At 51.8% G+C, this 20932-nt stretch carries 17 protein-coding genes; 7 read left to right on the top strand and 10 right to left on the bottom strand.

Translation table 11 applies throughout. The annotated features are described in order from the left end of the window. Positions 1-88: 88 nt before the first annotated feature. On the bottom strand, positions 89-457 hold the full coding sequence (locus N7268_RS06855) for a diacylglycerol kinase (RefSeq protein WP_045438520.1): 369 nt from the start codon (positions 455-457) through the stop codon (positions 89-91). 171 nt (positions 458-628) lie between these two features. Here N7268_RS06855 and plsB point away from each other — a divergent pair, with 171 nt between their 5' ends. Beyond that, positions 629-3049 (top strand): glycerol-3-phosphate 1-O-acyltransferase PlsB, encoded by a 2421-nt coding sequence (gene plsB, locus N7268_RS06850; protein ID WP_260862230.1) that lies wholly within the window; start codon positions 629-631, stop codon positions 3047-3049. A gap of 60 nt (positions 3050-3109) precedes the next feature. On the opposite strand, the gene ubiA is transcribed toward plsB, so the two are convergent. The 5 genes from ubiA to malK all read right to left on the bottom strand — a co-directional run bounded on the left by ubiA (position 3110) and on the right by malK (position 8335). Continuing rightward, positions 3110-3982, bottom strand: coding sequence for a 4-hydroxybenzoate octaprenyltransferase (ubiA, locus tag N7268_RS06845; protein ID WP_198907173.1), 873 nt, complete (start codon positions 3980-3982; stop codon positions 3110-3112). Positions 3983-3994: 12 nt separating this feature from the next. Then, on the bottom strand, positions 3995-4492 hold the full coding sequence (gene ubiC / locus N7268_RS06840) for a chorismate lyase (RefSeq protein WP_260862229.1): 498 nt from the start codon (positions 4490-4492) through the stop codon (positions 3995-3997). Between the two features lie 179 nt (positions 4493-4671). Then, positions 4672-5625, bottom strand: coding sequence for a maltose operon protein MalM (malM, locus tag N7268_RS06835; RefSeq protein ID WP_260862227.1), 954 nt, complete (start codon positions 5623-5625; stop codon positions 4672-4674). A gap of 112 nt (positions 5626-5737) precedes the next feature. Continuing rightward, positions 5738-7093, bottom strand: a complete 1356-nt coding sequence (locus tag N7268_RS06830; RefSeq protein WP_260862226.1) for a maltoporin — start codon at positions 7091-7093, stop codon at positions 5738-5740. Positions 7094-7225: 132 nt separating this feature from the next. Beyond that, complete coding sequence (malK, locus tag N7268_RS06825) at positions 7226-8335, bottom strand: maltose/maltodextrin ABC transporter ATP-binding protein MalK (RefSeq protein ID WP_260862224.1); 1110 nt, start codon at positions 8333-8335, stop codon at positions 7226-7228. Positions 8336-8868: 533 nt separating this feature from the next. Between malK and N7268_RS06820 the strand changes: the two genes are divergently transcribed. The 4 genes from N7268_RS06820 (at position 8869) to malG (ending at position 15721) form a co-directional block, all read left to right on the top strand. Then, positions 8869-11580, top strand: a complete 2712-nt coding sequence (locus N7268_RS06820; protein WP_260862223.1) for a hypothetical protein — start codon at positions 8869-8871, stop codon at positions 11578-11580. A gap of 314 nt (positions 11581-11894) precedes the next feature. Continuing rightward, complete coding sequence (malE, locus tag N7268_RS06815; protein ID WP_260862222.1) at positions 11895-13085, top strand: maltose/maltodextrin ABC transporter substrate-binding protein MalE; 1191 nt, start codon at positions 11895-11897, stop codon at positions 13083-13085. A gap of 186 nt (positions 13086-13271) precedes the next feature. Next, a complete protein-coding gene (malF, locus tag N7268_RS06810) occupies positions 13272-14816 on the top strand; it encodes a maltose ABC transporter permease MalF (RefSeq protein WP_260862220.1) in 1545 nt (514 codons plus the stop codon). 14 nt (positions 14817-14830) lie between these two features. Next, the gene (gene malG, locus N7268_RS06805; RefSeq protein ID WP_198907165.1) at positions 14831-15721 is read left to right on the top strand and encodes a maltose ABC transporter permease MalG; all 891 of its coding nucleotides are present in this window, start codon (positions 14831-14833) and stop codon (positions 15719-15721) included. Between the two features lie 113 nt (positions 15722-15834). Here malG and psiE read toward each other — a convergent pair whose 3' ends face one another. Further along, positions 15835-16245, bottom strand: a complete 411-nt coding sequence (gene psiE, locus N7268_RS06800) for a phosphate-starvation-inducible protein PsiE (RefSeq protein WP_198907164.1) — start codon at positions 16243-16245, stop codon at positions 15835-15837. Between the two features lie 140 nt (positions 16246-16385). Here psiE and N7268_RS06795 point away from each other — a divergent pair, with 140 nt between their 5' ends. Together N7268_RS06795 and N7268_RS06790 are read left to right on the top strand one after the other, a co-directional pair. Further along, the gene (locus N7268_RS06795; RefSeq protein ID WP_260862218.1) at positions 16386-16895 is read left to right on the top strand and encodes a GNAT family N-acetyltransferase; all 510 of its coding nucleotides are present in this window, start codon (positions 16386-16388) and stop codon (positions 16893-16895) included. Positions 16896-16904: 9 nt separating this feature from the next. After that, entirely contained in the window at positions 16905-17360 is a 456-nt protein-coding gene (locus N7268_RS06790) for an acyltransferase (RefSeq protein WP_260862217.1), read from the top strand. 40 nt (positions 17361-17400) lie between these two features. Here the strand turns inward: N7268_RS06790 and N7268_RS06785 are convergent, their stop codons facing one another. From N7268_RS06785 to N7268_RS06775, 3 genes are read right to left on the bottom strand one after another with little or no spacing between them, the layout of a single operon-like run. Then, positions 17401-19497 carry a YjbH domain-containing protein gene (locus N7268_RS06785; protein ID WP_260862216.1) on the bottom strand — a complete coding sequence of 699 codons (2097 nt, stop codon included), beginning with the start codon at positions 19495-19497 and terminating at the stop codon, positions 17401-17403. Beyond that, positions 19497-20234 (bottom strand): capsule biosynthesis GfcC family protein, encoded by a 738-nt coding sequence (locus tag N7268_RS06780; RefSeq protein WP_260862214.1) that lies wholly within the window; start codon positions 20232-20234, stop codon positions 19497-19499. The genes N7268_RS06785 and N7268_RS06780 overlap by 1 nt, the downstream gene beginning before the upstream one ends. Continuing rightward, on the bottom strand, positions 20231-20869 hold the full coding sequence (locus tag N7268_RS06775; protein WP_260862213.1) for a YjbF family lipoprotein: 639 nt from the start codon (positions 20867-20869) through the stop codon (positions 20231-20233). Before N7268_RS06775 ends, N7268_RS06780 begins: the two co-directional genes overlap by 4 nt. Positions 20870-20932 lie beyond the last annotated feature (63 nt).

The following is a 20932-nucleotide window of genomic DNA, read 5'->3' as shown; positions in this document are numbered from 1 at the left end:
CAGTTATGCTGTGAGTATATACAGCTAAAGGTGATTTTGGAACCGCAAACTGCACAAAAAACAGGAGATTTGTGAAGTTTTGGAATCCTTATCGAAAATGTGACCACAACAGGATGCCCCAGGTGATCAGGGCGACAAAAATAGACAGCAGCACCGCTGCCGACCCCATATCTTTCGCCCGACCAGAAAGCTCATGGTATTCAGAGCCAATACGGTCAACCACCGCTTCGATAGCGCTATTCAGAATTTCAACGATCATCACCAGCATCACCGAACCAATCAGCAGCACGCGGGTAATGGCGTCAACATCCAGCCAGCAGGCGATTGCAACGCCCAGCAGGACGGCAACGCTTTCCTGGCGAAACGCGGCTTCATTGATCCAGGCGGCGCGAAAACCTTTCCAGGAATAGCCCGCTGCTTTGATAATTCGAGTGAATCCAGTGGTATTATTAGCCATCAAAAGAACCTTTTTACATTATTAGCGTCAATGTCGTTGTACCGTTTGCCTTTTTATTTCAGGGTGGATACAACGCAGCGCGAAGTATGACGGGATACACCAGAAATTCACTAAACTTTCTGATATCCTTGCAGCGCATTTGCATTATTAACCAGAGGCTTTACATCGTTTATGTCCGGCTGGCCAAGAATTTACTACAAATTACTGAATTTACCATTAAGCGTACTGGTAAAAAGCAAGTCTATTCCGGCGGATCCCGCTCCGGAATTGGGGCTCGACACCTCTCGTCCCATTATGTACGTCTTACCGTACAACTCAAAAGCGGACTTGCTCACGCTACGCGCCCAATGCCTGGCGCATGATCTTCCTGATCCCCTGGAACCGTTGGAAATCGACGGGACTCTGTTGCCGCGCTACGTGTTCATCCACGGCGGCCCGCGTGTCTTCACCTATTACACGCCAAAAGAAGAGTCCATCAAGCTGTTCCACAACTATCTCGACCTTCATCGCAGCAATCCTGATCTGGATGTGCAGATGGTGCCGGTATCGGTGATGTTTGGCCGCGCTCCCGGACGCGAGAAAGGCGAGGTGAATCCGCCACTGCGCATGTTAAACGGCGTCCAAAAATTCTTTGCTGTCTCCTGGCTGGGTCGCGACAGTTTTGTCCGCTTCTCCCCTTCAGTCTCCTTGCGCCGCATGGCAGACGAGCACGGCACGGATAAAATTATTGCGCAGAAACTGGCGCGTGTGGCGCGTATGCACTTTGCCCGCCAGCGTTTAGCCGCTGTGGGTCCGCGTCTTCCTGCCCGTCAGGATCTGTTTAATAAGCTGTTGGCTTCAAAAGCGATCGCGCGTGCGGTAGAAGATGAAGCGCGCAGTAAAAAAATCTCCCACGATAAAGCGCAGCAAAATGCTATCGCGCTGATGGAAGAAATTGCCGCGAACTTCTCCTATGAGATGATCCGTCTGACAGACCGTATTCTGGGTTTCACCTGGAACCGACTGTATCAGGGCATTAACGTTCACAATGCAGAACGTGTTCGCCAGCTGGCGCATGACGGCCATGAAATCGTCTACGTACCGTGCCACCGCAGCCATATGGACTATATGCTGCTGTCGTATGTGTTGTATCACCAGGGGCTGGTTCCGCCGCACATCGCCGCAGGGATTAACCTGAACTTCTGGCCAGCGGGTCCCATCTTCCGTCGTCTGGGTGCGTTCTTTATTCGCCGTACCTTCAAGGGCAATAAGCTCTACTCCACCGTCTTCCGCGAATATCTGGGCGAGTTGTTCAGCCGCGGCTACTCGGTTGAGTACTTTGTTGAAGGCGGACGTTCACGTACCGGTCGCCTGCTCGACCCGAAAACCGGCACATTGTCGATGACCATTCAGGCGATGCTGCGCGGCGGTACACGCCCAATCACGCTGGTGCCCATCTACATTGGCTACGAGCACGTGATGGAAGTGGGTACGTACGCGAAAGAGCTGCGTGGCGCGACGAAAGAAAAAGAGAGCCTGCCGCAAATGCTGCGTGGCTTAAGCAAGCTGCGTAATCTGGGTCAGGGCTACGTCAACTTTGGCGAGCCGATGCCATTGATGACTTACCTGAATCAACATGTCCCGGAATGGCGCGAATCTATCGATCCGATCGAATCCATTCGCCCGGCCTGGCTGACGCCGACGGTAAACAACATCGCTGCCGATCTGATGGTGCGTATTAACAACGCGGGCGCGGCCAACGCCATGAACCTGTGTTGTACCGCGCTGCTGGCTTCCCGTCAGCGTTCTCTGACCCGCGAGCAATTAACCGAACAGCTCGATTGCTACCTGAGCCTGCTGCGCAACGTACCTTACGCAGCGGATGCGACTGTTCCTGCACAGAGCGCCAGTGAATTGATCGACCACGCTTTGCAGATGAACAAGTTTGAGGTCGAGAAAGACACCATCGGTGACATCATCATTCTGCCGCGTGAACAAGCGGTACTGATGACTTACTACCGCAACAATATTGCGCACATGCTGGTGCTGCCTTCACTGATGGCGGCGATTGTGACGCAGCACCGTCGTATTTCACGTGCTGCATTGCAGCAGCATATTGAAGCGCTGTACCCGATGCTGAAAGCAGAGCTGTTCCTGCGCTGGGAGCGTGATGAGCTTGCAGGGGTAATTGACGAACTGGCGAATGAAATGCTGCGCCAGGGCCTGATCACCCTGCAGAACGACGAGCTGCATATCAATCCAGCGCACTCCCGTACGCTGCAACTGCTGGCGGCTGGTGCTCGCGAAACGCTGCAGCGCTACGCCATTACCTTCTGGCTGCTGAGTGCGAACCCGTCCATCAACCGTGGCACGCTGGAGAAAGAGAGCCGCACTGTGGCTCAGCGTCTTTCTGTCCTGCACGGTATTAACGCGCCGGAATTCTTCGATAAGGCGGTGTTCAGTTCTCTGGTGCTGACCCTGCGCGACGAGGGATACATCAGCGATACGGGTGATGCGGAGCCAGCAGAAACGATGAAGATCTATCAGATGCTGGCCGATCTGGTGACATCGGATGTGCGTTTAACCATTGAGAGCGCAACGCAGAGCGAGTAATCAAAAAGCCGGTCGAAAGACCGGCTTTTTTGTCAGGGTGAGTTGCCAGAGGGCACTACGTCAAAGGTGCCAGTAGCTCATCGCCAGTCCTAAAAACAGAACCAGACCAACATAGTTATTGTTCATAAATGCTTTAAAACAGGCATCCCGTTCACGGTCAACAATCAATTTCTGCTGATACACAAACAGTGCGCCCGCCACCAGCAGAGACCAGTAATAACCGAAGCCCAGCCCGTTCAGCCAGCCAATCAGCGCCATCAGCGCCAGTACGCCAACCTGCAGAATACCGATAATCAGTTTGTCGTACCGACCGAACAGAATCGCGGTTGATTTAATACCAATCTTCAGATCATCATCGCGGTCTACCATCGCATACTGCGTGTCATAGGCCACTGCCCAGAGAATGTTGGCGAGGAACATCAGCCAACAGCTCAGCGGGACTGACTCGCTCACGGCGGCGAACGCCATCGGGATAGACCAACCAAACGCCGCGCCCAGCACCACCTGCGGCAGATGCGTGTAGCGCTTCATGAAAGGGTATACCCACGCCAGCGCCAGAGCAGCAACCGACAGCAAAATGGTCATCGTGTTTAGCGTCAGCACCAGCAGGAAAGCCAGCAACACCAGTACGACAAACAACGTCCGGGCTTCTTTCTCCGTGACCGCACCGCTGGGCAGCGGGCGGTTCGCCGTTCGTTTGACATGCCCGTCAAATTTGCGATCGGCATAATCATTCACCACGCAGCCGGCGGCACGCATTAACCAGACGCCAGCGACAAATACAGCCAGGATCCACAATTGTGGCACGCCAGGGGTCGCCACCCATAGCGCCCACAGCGTCGGCCAGAGCAGCAGTAAGGCGCCGATTGGCTTATCCGTACGCATCAAGCGGTGAAACGCCAGCAGCTTATTCTGCGTCAGACTCCACTCCATCTTTATTTCCTCTCAATACAACGGCGATGCAGGTAAAAAAAGCTCGGTAAGCATCAGCGGCTTACCGCTCAGACGCAAGCGGGAACGACGCCCCCACAGCGCTGCATCGCGACCAATCTCAATAAAATCGCGGGTCAATGTCGATGATGTAAACAGGTAGCGCCCGAGCGGGGTTTTCCCCAGATTTTGCAAGGCCAGCTCAGGGCCGCACAGTGTTGATTCAGGCACCACGGTTCGCCCGGCAAGCCAGGGTTCGCCATCCGCGCATAACAGGATTTCACGCAGCCAGTAGCGGGATTCTTTCGGCAGCAGCGTCAGTTCTTCAGCCACCTCATTTTGCCCAACAAATCCTTCTCGTATCAATGTTACGGTGACCTGTTTTCCCTGCTGCTCAAAACGTTTGGTCATGGAATCTTCCAGCAACAGCCAGTCAAGCAGTTGAGGGTCAAGCGCAGGGATCGCATCAAAATAACGCAGCGCACGCAGTTGCGTTAACGCAGGGTGTGGCATGCCTTACTCTCCGATTGATAACCTGAGGGCATTGTATCGCAGAAAAGGCATAACGGGGTGAGCAAACACGATTAAGTGATCGGTAAGGCAACATAAGCGTAACAAATAGCATTGCACGATAAAAAAAGGTGCGCCAGGAGACGCACCAGTTGTTGCAAATCAGCACTGCGGGGAAACGGTTACCCCTTGCCTTTTACACTGCTGATAAAAGTGGAACGAGCAGATGTGGACCCCAGACGTTCGGCTTCATCAAGCAGCTTCAGCGCTTTATCGACATCGCCTTTCGCGACTGCATCCTTAATCGCTTTATTAAAGTAGCTTTCGGTGTCATTCAGCATCGGCTCGCTTTTCTTCGCAGGCGCTGGGGCAGGTGCCGGAGCGGCAACGGCCGCCGCCGGAGCCGCATAGGTCACCGCAGGCGCTGCGGTATTACCGACGGTTACCGGTCCTGGACCAGAGGAGCCAAACAACGGCCCGACCAGTACGCTGGAGGAGGTGCTGGTTTTCACTTTCAGTTTCAGCAGGCCGTCAGTGGTATGACGGGCTACCGGGTCCGGGATATCCGGCACAGAGTTACCCACCCCTTTGGCATAGGCTTTCGCCGGATCAAGCAGGGTCGTGGTCTGCTGGAGGTCTTTCTCGGTCGTAAAGACCAGAACATAGAGTTTTTGCTGGCCCAGTGCTGGCGTCAGTCGCATTACGCCTTCCAGACGATCGGCACTCATCACACCGGGCTCCTGGTAGGTAAAATAGCTGCTGGGGAAAAATGCAGATGGCGTCATGTTCTGATCAAGAATTAAGACGTTTGGCGCAAATACGCTGGTTTGTTTGTTCACTTCACTGGTCAGTGTCAGCGTTAACTCGCCAATATTCGCCGGTACGCTATACGCAGCAACCGGACCGGTCACCCCGGCGACATCCAGACGCTGGCCGCCAGTAGAAAGCTGAGTGGACTGCGTATTCGATTGATCAACCGGCGTCCAGGTTAATTGTTGCAGTGCGGCAGTGGGGATAGCAGGCGCCGCCGTGGTGTTCTGCGGAACAATATTCACATCGGCCAGGCTGATGCCCGGTACGCTTGCAAGTAAACCTGCAGATAAACAAAGGGCAACGAGACTTTTCTTCATTTTCATTGTTATCACCTCAGATAGCATGGTTCAGCGGTAGCCAGGCAATAGCGCGCTAAACCTTAATGAAGAGGGGCTTGCGCCCCTCTTTCGGTCATTACGTCAGGCTATTGTCGTCTTACCACCAGATTTCCATCTGGGCACCGAAGGAAAACTCGTCGCTATCGCCACGGCTGGTGGTGTTGATACCAGAATTGGTTGCTGCGGCGTATTTAGAAACATTGTTGCCGTTTTTAATGTAGCCCCACTCTTCATCCCATTTTGCATAGGTTGCGAAGACACGGATTGCCGGGCGAGACCAGATGCTGTCGCCAGCCTGCCACTGTTGCGCGAGGGTGATTTTGTACTGGCTGTTGCGATCGCCAGTCTGCTGAGATTTGACGTTGTCGTACCCGATTTCCATCAAGGTGCTCATGATCGGCGTCCATTTGTACATCGGACGAATACCGACGGTGTACCATTCGGTACCCAGATCGTTATCCAGGTCGATATTCTGGTACATACCGACGTACATCAGGTCCCATTTGTCGCCCAGGGAGATTGCACCGTGATCAAGCACACGTACCAGGCTACCGTTGTTATTGATGTTGCTGTCGATGTTATGGATGACAGGATCAGTTGGGGAAAGCTGGGTATCAAAGGTTGAACCGTACGTCCCTTGTGATCCCCCTTTACCCTGAGTCGTCATCGCGTCTGTCGCATATTGCACAACAAACTTGTTGTAGCCTTTCAGCATGCTCTGGGTATGTTCAGCGGTGAACATCCAGCCATCTTTCGAGGCATTATCTGCATAGCTGTAGCCGTCAGACTTATTCGCACTACCGTAATCCACACCCAGTTCCAGTACGCCATCCGGGTTGGTTTCCAGACCCGCTAAACGTACGTCGAATACGTCGTTGGCGGTATCCTTGGAGGTGTCATAAATATTCTGGCTGCTGAAGGTGTAAGAGCCGCCGGCTTCCTGGGAACGGGTCGCGGCCAGAGACAGTTTACCGAAGCCCAGATCGATGTTTTCGATACCGGCGCCAGGACCTGAAATATCCCAGTAGTAGAAGTCGATCATGTGAACATCATGACGCTGGTAGAAGCGCTTACCGGCCCAGATAGTGGAGCCCGGCAGCCATTCAATCAGGTTTTTACCTTGCACGTTGGCCTCACGGAATGCTGGATCGGTCGCTTCCCAGTCATTCTGCTGTGCTACGGAGTAGGCAACGTTGGTATCGAAGTAGAAGCTTTTATCGCCTTCTTTCCACACTTCCTGACCCAGTTTAATTTCCGCATAGGTTTCACATTCGTTACCAAGACGGTATTTACTTTGAGCGCCGGTTGCCTGGAAACACTGTTGTTCACCGCCACTACCCGTCCAGCCGATACCGGAACGAGCATAACCATGAAAATCTACAGCCATTGCCTGAACAGACATAATGCCTGCTGCTACAGCAACCGCCAGAGGGAGTTTGCGCAGAGTAATCATCGTTCTATCTCCTGAGATCATTGCTTTTCTTTAAACGCTTCCCCCTTCGGACGGCCTCTTTGTTGGCGGCGTTCTTTCTGCCGCCTCGATGCTGCCTCGAATGGCTTTGCGCTTCGTTTTTTTATGGAATGCTTAAACGCCCGGCTCTTGATGCAACCGACGACATGCAGTGCCATCCTCACGGAACAGATGACAACGCTCTGGCGGCAGGCCGATAGCGAATGTGGCACCCTCTTCTACCAACACCACGTCATTCTGGCGGTAGACCAGGTTTTGACGGATGGCGGGGATCTGGATATGGATTTGTGTTTCGTGACCAAGCTGCTCGACCACCTGCACTTCACCTTCGAGAGTCACATCAGCAATCTCGCTGGGCAGCAGATGTTCCGGGCGAATACCTAAAGACATGTTGGCGCCAACCTGAACGTGGGCGCTGTCCACTGGTAACCAGATTTGCTGACGATTCGGCAGCTCAACCTGCACCTGATCGATAGCCGTTGCGGTGACTTTCACCGGCAGGAAATTCATCTTCGGCGAACCAATAAAACCTGCGACAAAACGGTCAGCCGGATAGTGGTACAGCTCCAGTGGTTTACCGACCTGGGCAACGCGTCCGGCATCCAGCACCACAATTTTGTCCGCCAGCGTCATGGCTTCGACCTGATCGTGAGTGACGTAGATCATCGTGCGGCCAAGACGTTTATGCAGGCGGGAGATTTCGATGCGCATTTGCACACGCAATGCGGCATCCAGGTTGGAAAGCGGCTCATCAAGCAGGAACACGCGAGGCTCTGCCACCAGCGTACGGCCAATCGCCACACGCTGACGCTGTCCGCCAGAAAGCGCTTTAGGTTTACGATCCAGCAAATGCGCCAATTGCAGGACTTCGGCGACCTGATTCACGCGCTGGTTCATTACCTCTTTTTTGGCCCCCGCCAGTTTGAGACCAAACGACATGTTTTCGGCGACGGACAAATGGGGATATAGCGCATAAGACTGGAAGACCATGCCCACGCCGCGTTCAGCGGGTGGAATATCGTTCATTCGGTTTTCCCCGATAAACAGGTCTCCACTGGTGATGGTCTCAAGCCCGGCGATCATACGTAGCAAAGTCGATTTACCGCAGCCTGACGGTCCGACAAACACCACGAATTCTCCTTCGTGAATGTCGAGATTGATATCTTTCGATACCACCACGTCACCCCAGGCTTTCGTTACATTTCGCAGCTGTACGCTCGCCATGCCCTTCTCCCTTCGTTACAACCTGTCATCGACAGCAACATTCATGATGGATTGACTATGCGTTATTCATTAATGGCGGGAATCCTCCACCCCCCGGCTTTTTTATGGGGGAGGAGGCGGGAGGATGAGCGCGCGGCATTTGCGCCAGGACGTCGGTGGTGAAAATGAAATTTGTGATACAGGCAGCAAAATTCGGCATATTTCTCTGTGCTCTATCACTCAATTCATACAATTCTGGGATGAATATCACATTAAAGAATACCAGGGCGTAGGTGTAAGGAGGATAGAAAGGGCGTGCAGTGGGAGGTTTAGGGGAAAATACCTTTTACACACCTCTTTTTTGTTCATGGTGCAGATTTTTAATTTAAAACAATATTTATTTAACAGATGACTGATGGGTTATAGAATTCGCAACATAACATTTACCAGGTTACCCCCTCACAAATAAAGGCTGCCAGTGGCATTACATAAGGAAGAATAACATTCGTCCAAAAGTAATTCAGTATTCGGCGGATAAATATAAGGATTTATTTATGCCAAATTTAACGCATTTAACACGTTCCACTTCAGCTAATAGCCCTGTCCTTTCTGCTTATAATCGTATTGATGACAATCAGAATCATAGCCAGAAAAACACTCTCGCGGCCTCATTGCATCGTGTCAGCCAGGCGCCTGTCGATAAAACCCTGTCAAATAGCAATCACGGTTCTTTAGTATTGAGTCAGAAAAATGAGGTTTATCGTGACACCGTCATTGATATTCTTACGGAACTGGGGAAAAATGCCCCCAATGATTCTGCCGCAAACAAACTGAGCGCGTTAAAAGAAACGCTACTGAATTTAGCCACAAATGACCAGAATGCTATCCCTGCCCATGACTTACAAAAACTCGCCAGTGCGTTATTCCAAATTCGCGATAACCATTTAGCACCGAAATCAGAAATCGCGCAAATTGTCAGGATGCTTGAAAAGCATTTCTATAGTTGTTTTATAAGCCAGAATATTACGGATAAAAGGGATAAAGATTCGCATAAATATCTGGTAGATTCCCGCCCGGATACAACACATTCAAAAACAGTCGCTACCAATATTTCCCTTAGCGCCGGATTGATCGATAACGAAACAATGGGTGCGACCATTGGCGCAAAAGTAAAAAATGAAACCAGTGTGGCATTTTCGCGTAGCGTTGACGATGAAGGTATCGTTGGCGTTGGCCGGGAAATCAAGAATAAAACAACAGGTTCGCTGACCTCAAAAATAAGCATGACCGAACTGCTGGAGAAGCTCCATATTGTGGGTAAGAATAACACAGCTCTGGATTTAACTCTTGAACTCTCAGGCAGCAAAACCATTCAGTCAAAATCAAAAAACTATCCGAGTATGTATGACTATCTTGATGAAAAATATTCACAAAAAACGGATAGCTACAAAAAACACCAGGGTTTTGACAGTAACAATAAAGGTGTACGTACTTATCTGGCACAGAAAATTAGCCAGGCACTCATTTCTGTGCATTCATTGCGCCATCACCAGGTCAATGCTTTTAATCAGCAAGATGTCTTGCAAACAAAATTGCATGATCTGACGGGTAAAGATATTTCTGTCGATAACAGCGCGCCATTCCAGCTGAAAAAAACCTCCGTAGAGGTAAACACTATTGAAGGTAACCTGAAGCAAACAGCGGATCTTAATATTGGCGGCGTGATTAATCTTGGCGCCAGCGCAGGCGCAACCCGAACGAAACGACATATTGATGTAAATATCCAAAGCGATATGGTTACCACGCTTAGCGATAATGAATTACGTGAGTTTTATCAGACAGAAATTCAAAAACTGGCTCCCTTATACAATCAGACCGCCCAAATTGCGCTGGGAGAGCAGTATACCGATGTGGCATCGTTGTTCGGAAACAAGAACATGCTGGGCCAGAAAATAACGGCTCAGGCGCTTGAAAACGCAACGTCTATGATTAATCAACACATTGATGAATATGCCCGAGTCGTCCGCCTCAGTGATAACGGCGATCGCGAAGCGCGTCAGACAAAACACCAGATCGAAAAATCATGGGGCGTACAGGGTAAAGGCCGAAATGGTATCTTACAGTCCGCAGAGATTATGCTGGCGACCCTGACATCACATATCTATGAAAACAAAAATAATTTGCCTGAGGCAGACAGACTCTTGCAGTCAATTGCAGATGTAAACCAAAAAATTATCACCCCTAATATGGTGTACAAGTCAGATACATTACAACCGCTGGTCTCTTTTAGTCGCATCATTCCGATTGATCATGAAGTCACCAGCTTTGACGCGAATATCCATGCCAGTGCGGGCGTCAAAAACATTAACCTCGGCGCGGAATTGGGCCTTGCCGTTACACATAAACGGGTTGATAACCCTTACCGCGTAAGGGCTGGCGATCATATTGATGTTGAATTAAAGGCAAAAGGTTCAATCAGTGTGGCCGACCTGCTGACGAAGATCACCTCCACGGTTGCAACGCAGGTTGGCGTCTCCGTTGAAGCCTTACAGTCCTCTGTACTGGCCGGTCTGGGTACCTCAACGATGAAACTCGAGGCCGGTACCACGCTGTTACTTCGCTTTTTCTCTCCGGACTGGTCGCGGAAAGAAGATAAGAAACCTGAATTTACGCATCAGGTCACTCGCGTTAAAAATCAGGTAACGCTTTCCGATGATATATCGCTCGGTACAGGCACCGTATTGGCTTCCCCCGTCAATGTGAATCTTGGCCTGTATCTGGAGAAATCTGACACAACCGTGGTTTCCGAGCATATCGGTACTAACACCTTGAATTACCTGCTTCTGCGTTATGGCTACTGCCGGGATAGACTGGAAAAAGGCGGGGAACAATTATGGAATGATGTTCTCCAGGACAGAGAAAATGTCGTGAAACTGATGCACAAAACTGCCAACGGAGAGGGACAGTTGAAACACGAACTGGATTTCATCATTAATGAACAACGTAAAACGCTGGACGAAGCACGGCGTCCAATGTTTGATCAAGAATGCAAAGAATTAAAACAAGATTTGGCTAACGCAACAACCAATGATTCAAAATTTGCGACCGGCAAAGCGGCACTGGAAACAATCCTGAACTGGCATTTGGATGCCTCCGGGGAGCAAGCCCAAAAACAGTGGCAGAAGAAAGAATATAATCTCAATGATGTGTTGGTAAAAGCGAATAAAAAGGCAATGACTCAGGAGCCAACCGTTACGCATTTGTAATTTTTTTTCTTAATTCATCTCTCCCCTAGAGAGCCCCTCTTTTTATTTCTTTTTAATGTTCGTGGAGATGTCAGCCTGACATCTCCACATTTTCCTGCGTATTACCTCACCACACTTTCATCATATAAATGGCAAAAACCGGGTACGCACTGTGCGTCAGAACAGCGCATTTCCGTTTATGCGAAGTGGATCACGCCAGATACCTCCAGGGCGTAGAGCAAAGGAGGATGGAAAGAGGTTGCTAAATCACGACACTGTGATTGTTAAGCCACCTCTGTGTATCCACGCGCACATCACCAAAAAGGATGGGGAATATGAAAATCAAAACTGGCGCACGCATCCTCGCATTGTCCGCACTGACGACGATGATGTTTTCCGCCTCGGCTCTCGCCAAGATTGAAGAAGGCAAGCTGGTCATTTGGATCAACGGCGATAAAGGCTATAACGGCCTCGCTGAAGTGGGCAAAAAATTCGAGAAAGACACGGGTATCAAAGTCACTATTGAACACCCAGACAAACTGGAAGAGAAATTCCCGCAGGTTGCCGCAACGGGCGACGGCCCGGACATTATCTTCTGGGCGCATGACCGCTTTGGTGGCTACGCACAATCTGGTCTGCTGGCTGAGATCACCCCTGATAAAGCGTTCCAGGACAAGCTCTATCCGTTCACCTGGGACGCCGTTCGCTATAACGGCAAACTGATTGCTTATCCGATTGCCGTCGAAGCGCTCTCTCTGATTTACAACAAAGACCTGGTCCCTAACCCGCCGAAAACCTGGGAAGAAATTCCTGCGCTGGATAAAGAGCTGAAGGCGAAAGGTAAGAGCGCACTGATGTTCAACCTGCAAGAACCGTACTTCACCTGGCCGCTGATTGCTGCCGACGGCGGTTACGCGTTCAAGTTTGAAAACGGCAAATACGATGTGAAAGACGTGGGTGTGGATAACGCTGGCGCGAAAGCGGGTCTGACCTTCCTGGTGGATCTGATTAAGAACAAACACATGAACGCAGATACCGACTACTCGATCGCTGAAGCCGCCTTTAACAAGGGCGAAACGGCAATGACGATTAACGGTCCGTGGGCCTGGTCGAACATCGACAAGAGCAAAATCAACTACGGCGTAACGCTGCTGCCAACCTTCAAAGGCAAAGCTTCTAAACCGTTTGTTGGGGTACTGAGTGCCGGTATTAACGCCGCCAGCCCGAACAAAGAGCTGGCAAAAGAGTTCCTCGAAAACTATCTGCTAACCGACCAGGGTCTGGATGAAGTGAACAAGGACAAACCGCTGGGTGCCGTAGCACTGAAATCCTTCCAGGATCAGTTAGCGAAAGATCCCCGTATCGCAGCCACCATGGGTAACGCCGAGAAAGGCGAAATCATGCCGAACATCCCACAAATGGCCGCATTCTGGTACGCCGTTCGTACCGCAGTGATCAACGCAGCCAGCGGTCGTCAGACTGTTGATGCTGCACTGAAAGACGCACAAGGTCGTATCACTAAGTAATACGGTTTCCCTTATTTCTGAGTGAATCAGGTTTATTGAATACGTTGTTACACGAAGTCATTCGCGCGACATCGAGGCGGCAAGGAGGCAAATCCCCAGGCGCTTACATAAGTAAGTGACTGGGGTGCGCTTCCGAAGCCAACAAAGAGGTCGCGTGAAGGATAAAGTGTAAAGAGGAAGATCCCCATGGATGTCATTAAAAAGAAGCACTGGTGGCAAAGCGACACGCTGAAATGGTCAGTGATGGGTCTGCTCGGCCTGCTGGTGGGTTACCTTGTTGTTTTGATGTACGCCCAGGGGGAGTACCTGTTTGCCATCATGACGCTGATTTTAAGCTCTGCTGGCCTGTATATTTTCGCTAACCGTAAAACCTATGCATGGCGCTATGTCTATCCTGGCGTTGCTGGCATGGGGCTGTTTGTACTGTTTCCGCTTATTTGTACTATCGCGATTGCCTTTACCAACTACAGCAGTACCAACCAACTGACCTTTGAACGCGCCCAGCAAGTTCTGATGGATCGTTCATATCAGGCGGGCAAAACCTATAACTTCGGCCTGTATCCGGCGGGTGATGAGTGGCAACTGGCCCTCACCGACGGCGAAACGGGCAAGAACTATGTCTCCGATGCCTTTAAATTTGGCGGCGAGCAAAAACTGCAACTGAAAGAGGCGGATGCACTACCAGCAGGTGAACGTGCGACGCTGCGTATCATCACGCAGAATCGCCAGGCAATGACGCAACTGACTGCCGTTCTGCCAGATGAAAGTAAGGTTACCATGAGCTCGTTGCGCCAGTTCTCCGGTACGCAGCCACTCTACGTTCTGGCCGATGACGGGACGCTGACCAATAATCAGAGCGGCGTAAAATACCGGGCAAACAACGACATTGGTTACTATCAATCTGTCGCTGCTGACGGTAACTGGGGCACGGAAAAACTCAGCCCGGGCTATACCGTTGCCATCGGCTGGGAAAACTTTACCCGCGTCTTCACCGATGAAGGCATCCAGAAACCGTTCTTCGCAATCTTTGTCTGGACCGTCATATTCTCGGTGCTAACGGTGATCCTGACCGTTGCCGTCGGGATGATTCTGGCCTGCCTGGTGCAATGGGAAGCGTTGAAAGGCAAAGCGATTTACCGCGTGCTGCTGATTTTGCCTTATGCCGTACCGTCATTTATCTCGATTCTGATTTTCAAAGGGTTGTTCAACCAAAGTTTTGGTGAAATCAACATGATGCTGAGCGCGCTGTTTGGCATCAAACCGGCCTGGTTCAGCGACCCGACCACCGCACGTTCGATGATTATTATCGTCAACACCTGGCTGGGCTATCCGTACATGATGATCCTGTGCATGGGTCTGTTGAAAGCGATTCCTGACGACCTGTATGAAGCCTCGGCGATGGACGGTGCAGGCCCGTTCCAGAACTTCTTTAAGATTACGCTTCCGCTGCTGATTAAGCCGCTGACGCCGCTGATGATCGCCAGCTTTGCTTTTAACTTTAACAACTTCGTGCTGATTCAACTGTTGACCAATGGCGGCCCGGACAGGCTTGGCACCACCACGCCAGCGGGGTATACCGACCTGCTCGTGAGCTACACCTACCGCATCGCTTTTGAAGGCGGCGGTGGTCAGGACTTTGGTCTGGCGGCAGCGATTGCCACGCTGATTTTCCTGTTGGTCGGCGCCCTGGCGATTGTGAACCTGAAAGCCACACGCATGAAATTCGACTAAGGAGGGCATTGAACATGGCTATGGTCCAACCCAAATCTCAAAAAATGCGCCTCTTTGTGACGCACTTAGGTCTGCTGATTTTTATCGCCGCCATCATGTTCCCGCTGCTGATGGTTATCGCTATCTCGCTGCGTGAAGGTAACTTTGCCACCGGGAGTTTGATCCCGGAAAACATCTCCTGGGAGCACTGGCGGCTGGCACTCGGCTTCAGCGTTGAACATGCCGATGGCCGTGTTACGCCGCCCCCCTTCCCAGTGCTGTTGTGGCTGTGGAACTCGGTGAAAATCGCTGGTATTACGGCCATTGGCATCGTGGCGCTCTCCACCACCTGCGCTTACGCCTTTGCACGCATGCGTTTTCCGGGTAAAGCGACCCTGCTGAAAGGGATGCTGATTTTTCAGATGTTCCCGGCTGTACTGTCTCTGGTGGCGTTATATGCCTTGTTCGACCGCCTGGGTCAGTACATTCCGTTTATCGGCCTGAATACCCACGGCGGCGTGATCTTCGCTTACCTCGGCGGTATCGCACTGCATGTGTGGACGATTAAAGGCTATTTCGAAACCATCGATGGTTCACTGGAAGAAGCCGCCGCGCTGGATGGCGCCACGCCGTGGCAAGCATTTCGTCTGGTGCTGCTGCCGCTTTCTGTACCGATTCTGGCGGTGGTGTTTATTCTGTCGTTTATCGCCGCAATTACGGAAGTCCCGGTCGCATCCCTGCTTCTGCGGGATGTGAACAGCTACACCCTGGCGGTAGGCATGCAGCAGTATCTCAATCCGCAGAACTACTTGTGGGGCGACTTTGCCGCTGCGGCCGTACTGTCCGCTATTCCGATCACTCTGGTGTTCCTGCTGGCACAGCGCTGGCTGGTCAATGGCCTGACGGCTGGCGGGGTGAAAGGTTAAGTTTCATCGAAGTACCTTGCCCGGCAACGGGCAATGCAATGCCACTGCAACCCTCAACTTATGTTATCCCAACCTGTGACTGTTATTTGGCGCTCTACGGAGCGCCCTTTTTTTTACTCTCGCTTCAGCCGTTTGGAATTACACAGCCACAATGTGATCACCAGCAGCAGGATCGCCGCAGAATAGATCAGCACATCCATGGGCGCTTTATGATCGACGATGATCAGCCGCACAATCGCCGTGATCCCGATATAGACAAAATAGCGTAGCGGAAAGTGAAATCCTGACTGAAAGTACTTCACAATCAGCGCGATAAACTCAAAGTAGAGAAAGTAAACCACCAGCCCTTCCACCAGCTCATACTTGCTGGTTTGTTCCGGTGCAAATAGCACATCTGCCAGATGCAGCGTTTCTTTACCGAGGAATACGACCAGGATCAGGCCCAGACTCAACAGCCCAAGGTTTAAGACTGTCTGTAAAACCGTGGAGATAAACTCAACACGCGGACGAGATAGCGACGTCATAACAGCACCTCTTACTCAGTGGCGAGGTTTCTGTATAACGCAAAAATGTGACAGAGATCTACATTTTTTGTTTATGTTTTGTGCAGCTCAATAATGATGCAACAATAACGGTGCCTCTAACCTCTTGAACGGACTGAAAAATGCTTACGATTCAAATGGCAACTCCCGATGATGCCAGCTTGCTAAGCTCAATGGGAAATACCAGCTACAGACATCATTTTTCATCTCTGTGGAATAACATGGATGAGCTCGACACTTATCTTGAGCAAGAATATTCCCTGTCAGCGATCGCCAGAAGCTTAGCCCAGCCGGAGACCTTTTGGCTGATCGCCTTTGCCGACACACCCGTTGGGTTTGCGAAATACAGCCTACGGCAATCGATGGAAGCAGGCGGCCAGTCCGGGACATTGCTGCATAAGATCTACCTGATGCCCGGTGAAACCGGCAAGCAATACGGCGAGCAACTCTTTACCGAAGTTATCCGGCAAGCCAGAGCGCAAAATGAGAAACGTCTTTGGCTGGACGTACTGGCTGATAATCCCCGTGCGCGACGGTTCTATGAGCAGCAAGGGATGACATTTGTGAAGGACATGACTTTTACGACGGCTTCCCAGACAAGCACACTGCACATCATGGAAAAACAACTTTGAGAGACCAAAATGACAACGATTCGCCAGTCCACTGTCCGTAACGTCACGTGTGGTGAAAACGTCGTGATTTATGAGCCTGCCAATCTCTATGACTGCCAACTCGACGACAACGTATTTGTTGGACCCTTTGTTGAAATCCAGGGGAATACGCATATTGGCGCGGAAACAAAGATTCAGTCGCATACGTTCATTTGCGAATATGTCACTGTCGGAAGTCGATGTTTTATCGGGCATGGCGTGATGTTCGCTAACGATCTGTTTCGGGATGGAAAACCCAATGCTGATCGCAGCAGTTGGGGGCGAATTACCCTCGGCAATGATGTTTCTATCGGTAGCGGTGCAACCATCCTCGCGGTCAGCATCTGTGATGGCACTGTGATAGGCGCAGGCAGCGTAGTGACAAAATCAATTACTGAGAAAGGTGTGTACGCCGGAAATCCAGCCAGGCTCCTGCGCAGGTTGTAGGCCCGGTAAACTTAGCGCCACCGGGCAATCAACATTCACCTCAACGGAAATTCACACTGCGATCGCTGGTCATATCGTACAGACCGAACTTACGTCCAAGCTGCTGACCCCCGTCGCGCGTCAACGGCGTCCAGCCGATCGCCGCACGGCTGCGGGTTGGGCCTGAAGAGAAGAGATCCAGCGGTACTGACACATACACCCCTTTGGTAAAATCCCCTTCTCCGTACTCATCCGGTGAGGCATCGGTAATGGTCGCATAACCGCCCACGACCACGCCGCTGTCGAAGCGTTTCGCGATTTCCAGCGTTCCGCCCTTATCCCCCGCCAGGTACTGACCCACACTGGCTTTCACCAGAACATCCTGGGCGAAAGACGGTGTCCAGTAGGCGGTCAAATGCCCGGTCTTCACGCTGTAATCCGTGAATTTCATCATATCCTGCGCACTACGCCAGTCGCGCTGCTTCACATAGTTGGCATCAATGCCAAACGCCCAGTTACTGTCTACCGGACGGTACAGCACTTCAGCCCCCGCCCCGCCGTACATGGTTTCGAGATAGCCGCCATAAACCTGACCATAGAATCCCTTACCGAAATACTGGAAATAATTGGCCTGCAGGTTATTCACATACACATCGTTCTGCACATAGTCACGTACATGGGTACGTACTCGCGGCAAATGTGAATCGTTTGGCGGATTGGTGTAGTTAAACTTGTCGTAGTTGTTGGCGAGGTTGGCAAAAAGACTACCGGTGGTGAGCAGGTGATCCGTCACCCACAGATCGGCTGTTCCCATCACACCCAACTGATACATATAGAAGTTTTCCGGCCCGCCCACGGACTGGTTCAGCACCGGATCAATATGGAAATCGAAACGGGATTTGTCGATGTACCACCCCTGCTCGGTACTCTCCGGCACCACAGGTTCAACGCGTTTTTGCGCCAGCGGTGTTTCATGGCCGAGCGGCTCGCCTTCCAGATGACGCTTCAGACTTGAGACTTCAGTTTCAGTGGTGACCTGCGGCATATTCAGGCGATTTTCTGTCACCCGGATCGTGCGGATCCCTTCAGGAAGATCGTTCATAACGATCCGGTTCGCGCGCGCGATCCCTTCACGAGAATCACGGTACTTCACTTGCTCGCCGGTGACGTACAGCGTATCGCCCTTCACCTGAATTTTCGGATCGGCCAGTCCGGCGTTGTACTTCAGCAGCGTCAACTGATTCGCCACCACCGAGTGTTGCAGGATGGCATCCTGCGGCTGTGGCTGATATTTCGGACGCGCGTTGTCGTTATACGTTGGTCGCAGATCGTTAAAATTCGTCCGCAGCGTGACCCCAAACATAAAGGTGTTGCCACGTTCGTAGCTGAGGTTAACGTCGGCCCAATCGGTGACGCGGTAAATGGCGCCGACGTTAAACTTGCTCTTCTGTTCCAGCTTGCCCGCAAAATCCTGTTGGTAGTTATTCCCTTCATACTCCAGTTTCAGACGCAACGGTTGCCAGGGCGTCTGGTATTCTACGCCGCCAAACAGCGATGCCGGACCGTGAAACATCTGACTACCGTCGATGGAACCGGCTTGTTTATAGCTGTTGTCGCGATAACAGAATTTATCACTGTATGAACACAGCGGATTACTGACGTTGCCGCTGGTTCCCAGATATCCCCAACCAAGGCCGAGCGAGAAATCAAACGGCCCCCAGGCTTTGCTGGCCACGATATACTCCGCATCAAACAGGCCGGTTCCGCCGATATCCCGTGCACCCACCGCGACTTGCGGCATCCAGTAACTCTCTTCCCATAACCGCAGTTTGAGATCAAAAGCCTTATCCTTGTATGTCTGATCGCCAGAAAACGACGCGACGCTACTGTATTTTTTCGTGCGCACATCGGTATAACGCAGCGTGGTTTCCAGCCAGGGAAATAGCTGTACAGACGCTGAATAGTAGCGGTACTGATCGTTATCGCGGTAGTTCAGGCTCATTTCACCTTCACGCGCCATACGCGCGGTTGGGGTTTGTAGCAATCCCACCCCGCCAAAGTCAGACTGGGAAGGGCCAACCGGTGCCGGGAAAGTTTCGCCATGGCAAGCCATGCTTACGCCCAGCGCCAGTAAGCTGAGCAGATAAGTGCTTCTCATTATTCGGGTATCCGCTGGGTCAGGGTACGAAGGATGTCGGCATTGATGTCATCCGGTACAGGACTCCAGACGGCATCAGAGAGTCCGACAAAAATGATACTGCCGGGCATTGGCTCAACGTGACGTTTGTTCCAGTAAGCGACCGGTACTTTTTGCGTGCGTCCGTCGGGATAGATGACCCAGGCATAGCTGCGATCCGCGCCGCTAAGCCGTTGTTGCCCCTCGAGATAACGGGCAACATCACGCCCGGGCATAAACGGTTGTTTGCCCGGGCGGCTGATCAACCCGAACAACGTGACGTCTGCGGGCTGTGGCCCGACCCATAGCGTGTAGTTGCCCTGCAAGGGCGGGTTACCGCGTTCACGCACCCGTACAACATCCGGGTCGAGATTAATCAGCTGCCTGCCAGTGACCTTCAACGACTGAATTTGCTGACGTAGCGCGTTAATTGCTGCGGCATCGTCCCCCCCTTCTTCAGCGCCCAGCGCCGATAAACGCGCCAACAGCATCTGTTGCTGGCGCTGCGCCGTCCTGGTCGCCTGCTCTTCACCGATAACCGCCGCGGGCCACCAGCTTCCGGCCAGTTTCGGTTGTCCCACCAGATCGATCAGATGCTCTGCGCCGGTCAACGTTTTTGGCTCCGTACTGCCCGCAATCATCACATTGACGGTTCCGGCGGCAAAAACAGAAGACATGCTCAGGCTGACGATCAGCGCCGTGATAGTCTGTTTAATCATGATTTTGCCGCCTTAATCAGCGTGGTTTTTACCGGGAAGTAATGGGCGCCCAGGTACTGCTCCGACTGGCGAATCAGTCCGTCGCTATCAATCCAGTAACGGTTTTGCCAGTGAGCCTGATCGGTTGTGACCTCTTCAACCAGCACGCGAACCTGAGTTTCATCGCTGGCAACCCTGATGCTGTCTGAGCCATCCCATTTGAAGACGGAGCGCGCAGTGGCATAGCGAACCTGCTTATGCTCGGTCCAGCCCATCGTCCGGGTCCACGTTGCGCCGTCGATAATCCGCTTTGGATTGATCAACGGATCGTCTGCCACATGGCTGACCTCGATCAGGTTGTCTCCACTAAGCAGCGTTTTCACCAGACGCCCATGCTGTGTGACGAGAATGGCCTGATCTTGCGTGACCCATTTCTGCTGTCCGTTTTCTGCAAAAGCGAGCACCACAAACAGCTGGGGCCCCCCATTAAGCTGCATATACTGGCTGGCATAAGGCATGTTTTGGATATCATCGTCCGTCATCTGTACGCCGGGAGTGCCAAACATGCTCTCCCACAGCGAATGACCCAGCCCTTTGGTGGTGGCTGAGCACGCCTGTAATAACAGGCAAATTACTATGAGCGCGGGTCGCTTCACGACGCTTCTCCAGAGGGGAAAAATAACCACACCGAAGTGTGGTTAGAATTAAACGTACCGGTA

It is taken from the genome of Citrobacter sp. Marseille-Q6884, from assembly GCF_945906775.1.
In the GTDB taxonomy this organism is placed as follows: Bacteria; Pseudomonadota; Gammaproteobacteria; order Enterobacterales; family Enterobacteriaceae; genus Citrobacter.
This window is presented reverse-complemented; position numbering and strand designations above follow the sequence as displayed.

Bases quoted from the DNA above. Each gene is read 5' to 3' on its own strand.
- psiE (WP_198907164.1), bottom strand. From the start codon at position 16,245: ATGACGTCGCTATCTCGTCCGCGTGTTGAGTTTATCTCCACGGTTTTA.
- N7268_RS06820 (WP_260862223.1), top strand. From the start codon at position 8,869: ATGCCAAATTTAACGCATTTAACACGTTCCACTTCAGCTAATAGCCCT.
- N7268_RS06855 (WP_045438520.1), bottom strand. From the start codon at position 457: ATGGCTAATAATACCACTGGATTCACTCGAATTATCAAAGCAGCGGGC.
- malG (WP_198907165.1), top strand. From the start codon at position 14,831: ATGGCTATGGTCCAACCCAAATCTCAAAAAATGCGCCTCTTTGTGACG.
- N7268_RS06785 (WP_260862216.1), bottom strand. From the start codon at position 19,497: ATGAGAAGCACTTATCTGCTCAGCTTACTGGCGCTGGGCGTAAGCATG.
- plsB (WP_260862230.1), top strand. From the start codon at position 629: ATGTCCGGCTGGCCAAGAATTTACTACAAATTACTGAATTTACCATTA.
- ubiC (WP_260862229.1), bottom strand. From the start codon at position 4,492: ATGCCACACCCTGCGTTAACGCAACTGCGTGCGCTGCGTTATTTTGAT.
- malK (WP_260862224.1), bottom strand. From the start codon at position 8,335: ATGGCGAGCGTACAGCTGCGAAATGTAACGAAAGCCTGGGGTGACGTG.
- ubiA (WP_198907173.1), bottom strand. From the start codon at position 3,982: ATGGAGTGGAGTCTGACGCAGAATAAGCTGCTGGCGTTTCACCGCTTG.
- malE (WP_260862222.1), top strand. From the start codon at position 11,895: ATGAAAATCAAAACTGGCGCACGCATCCTCGCATTGTCCGCACTGACG.
- malF (WP_260862220.1), top strand. From the start codon at position 13,272: ATGGATGTCATTAAAAAGAAGCACTGGTGGCAAAGCGACACGCTGAAA.
- malM (WP_260862227.1), bottom strand. From the start codon at position 5,625: ATGAAAATGAAGAAAAGTCTCGTTGCCCTTTGTTTATCTGCAGGTTTA.
- N7268_RS06790 (WP_260862217.1), top strand. From the start codon at position 16,905: ATGACAACGATTCGCCAGTCCACTGTCCGTAACGTCACGTGTGGTGAA.
- N7268_RS06795 (WP_260862218.1), top strand. From the start codon at position 16,386: ATGCTTACGATTCAAATGGCAACTCCCGATGATGCCAGCTTGCTAAGC.
- N7268_RS06780 (WP_260862214.1), bottom strand. From the start codon at position 20,234: ATGATTAAACAGACTATCACGGCGCTGATCGTCAGCCTGAGCATGTCT.
- N7268_RS06830 (WP_260862226.1), bottom strand. From the start codon at position 7,093: ATGATTACTCTGCGCAAACTCCCTCTGGCGGTTGCTGTAGCAGCAGGC.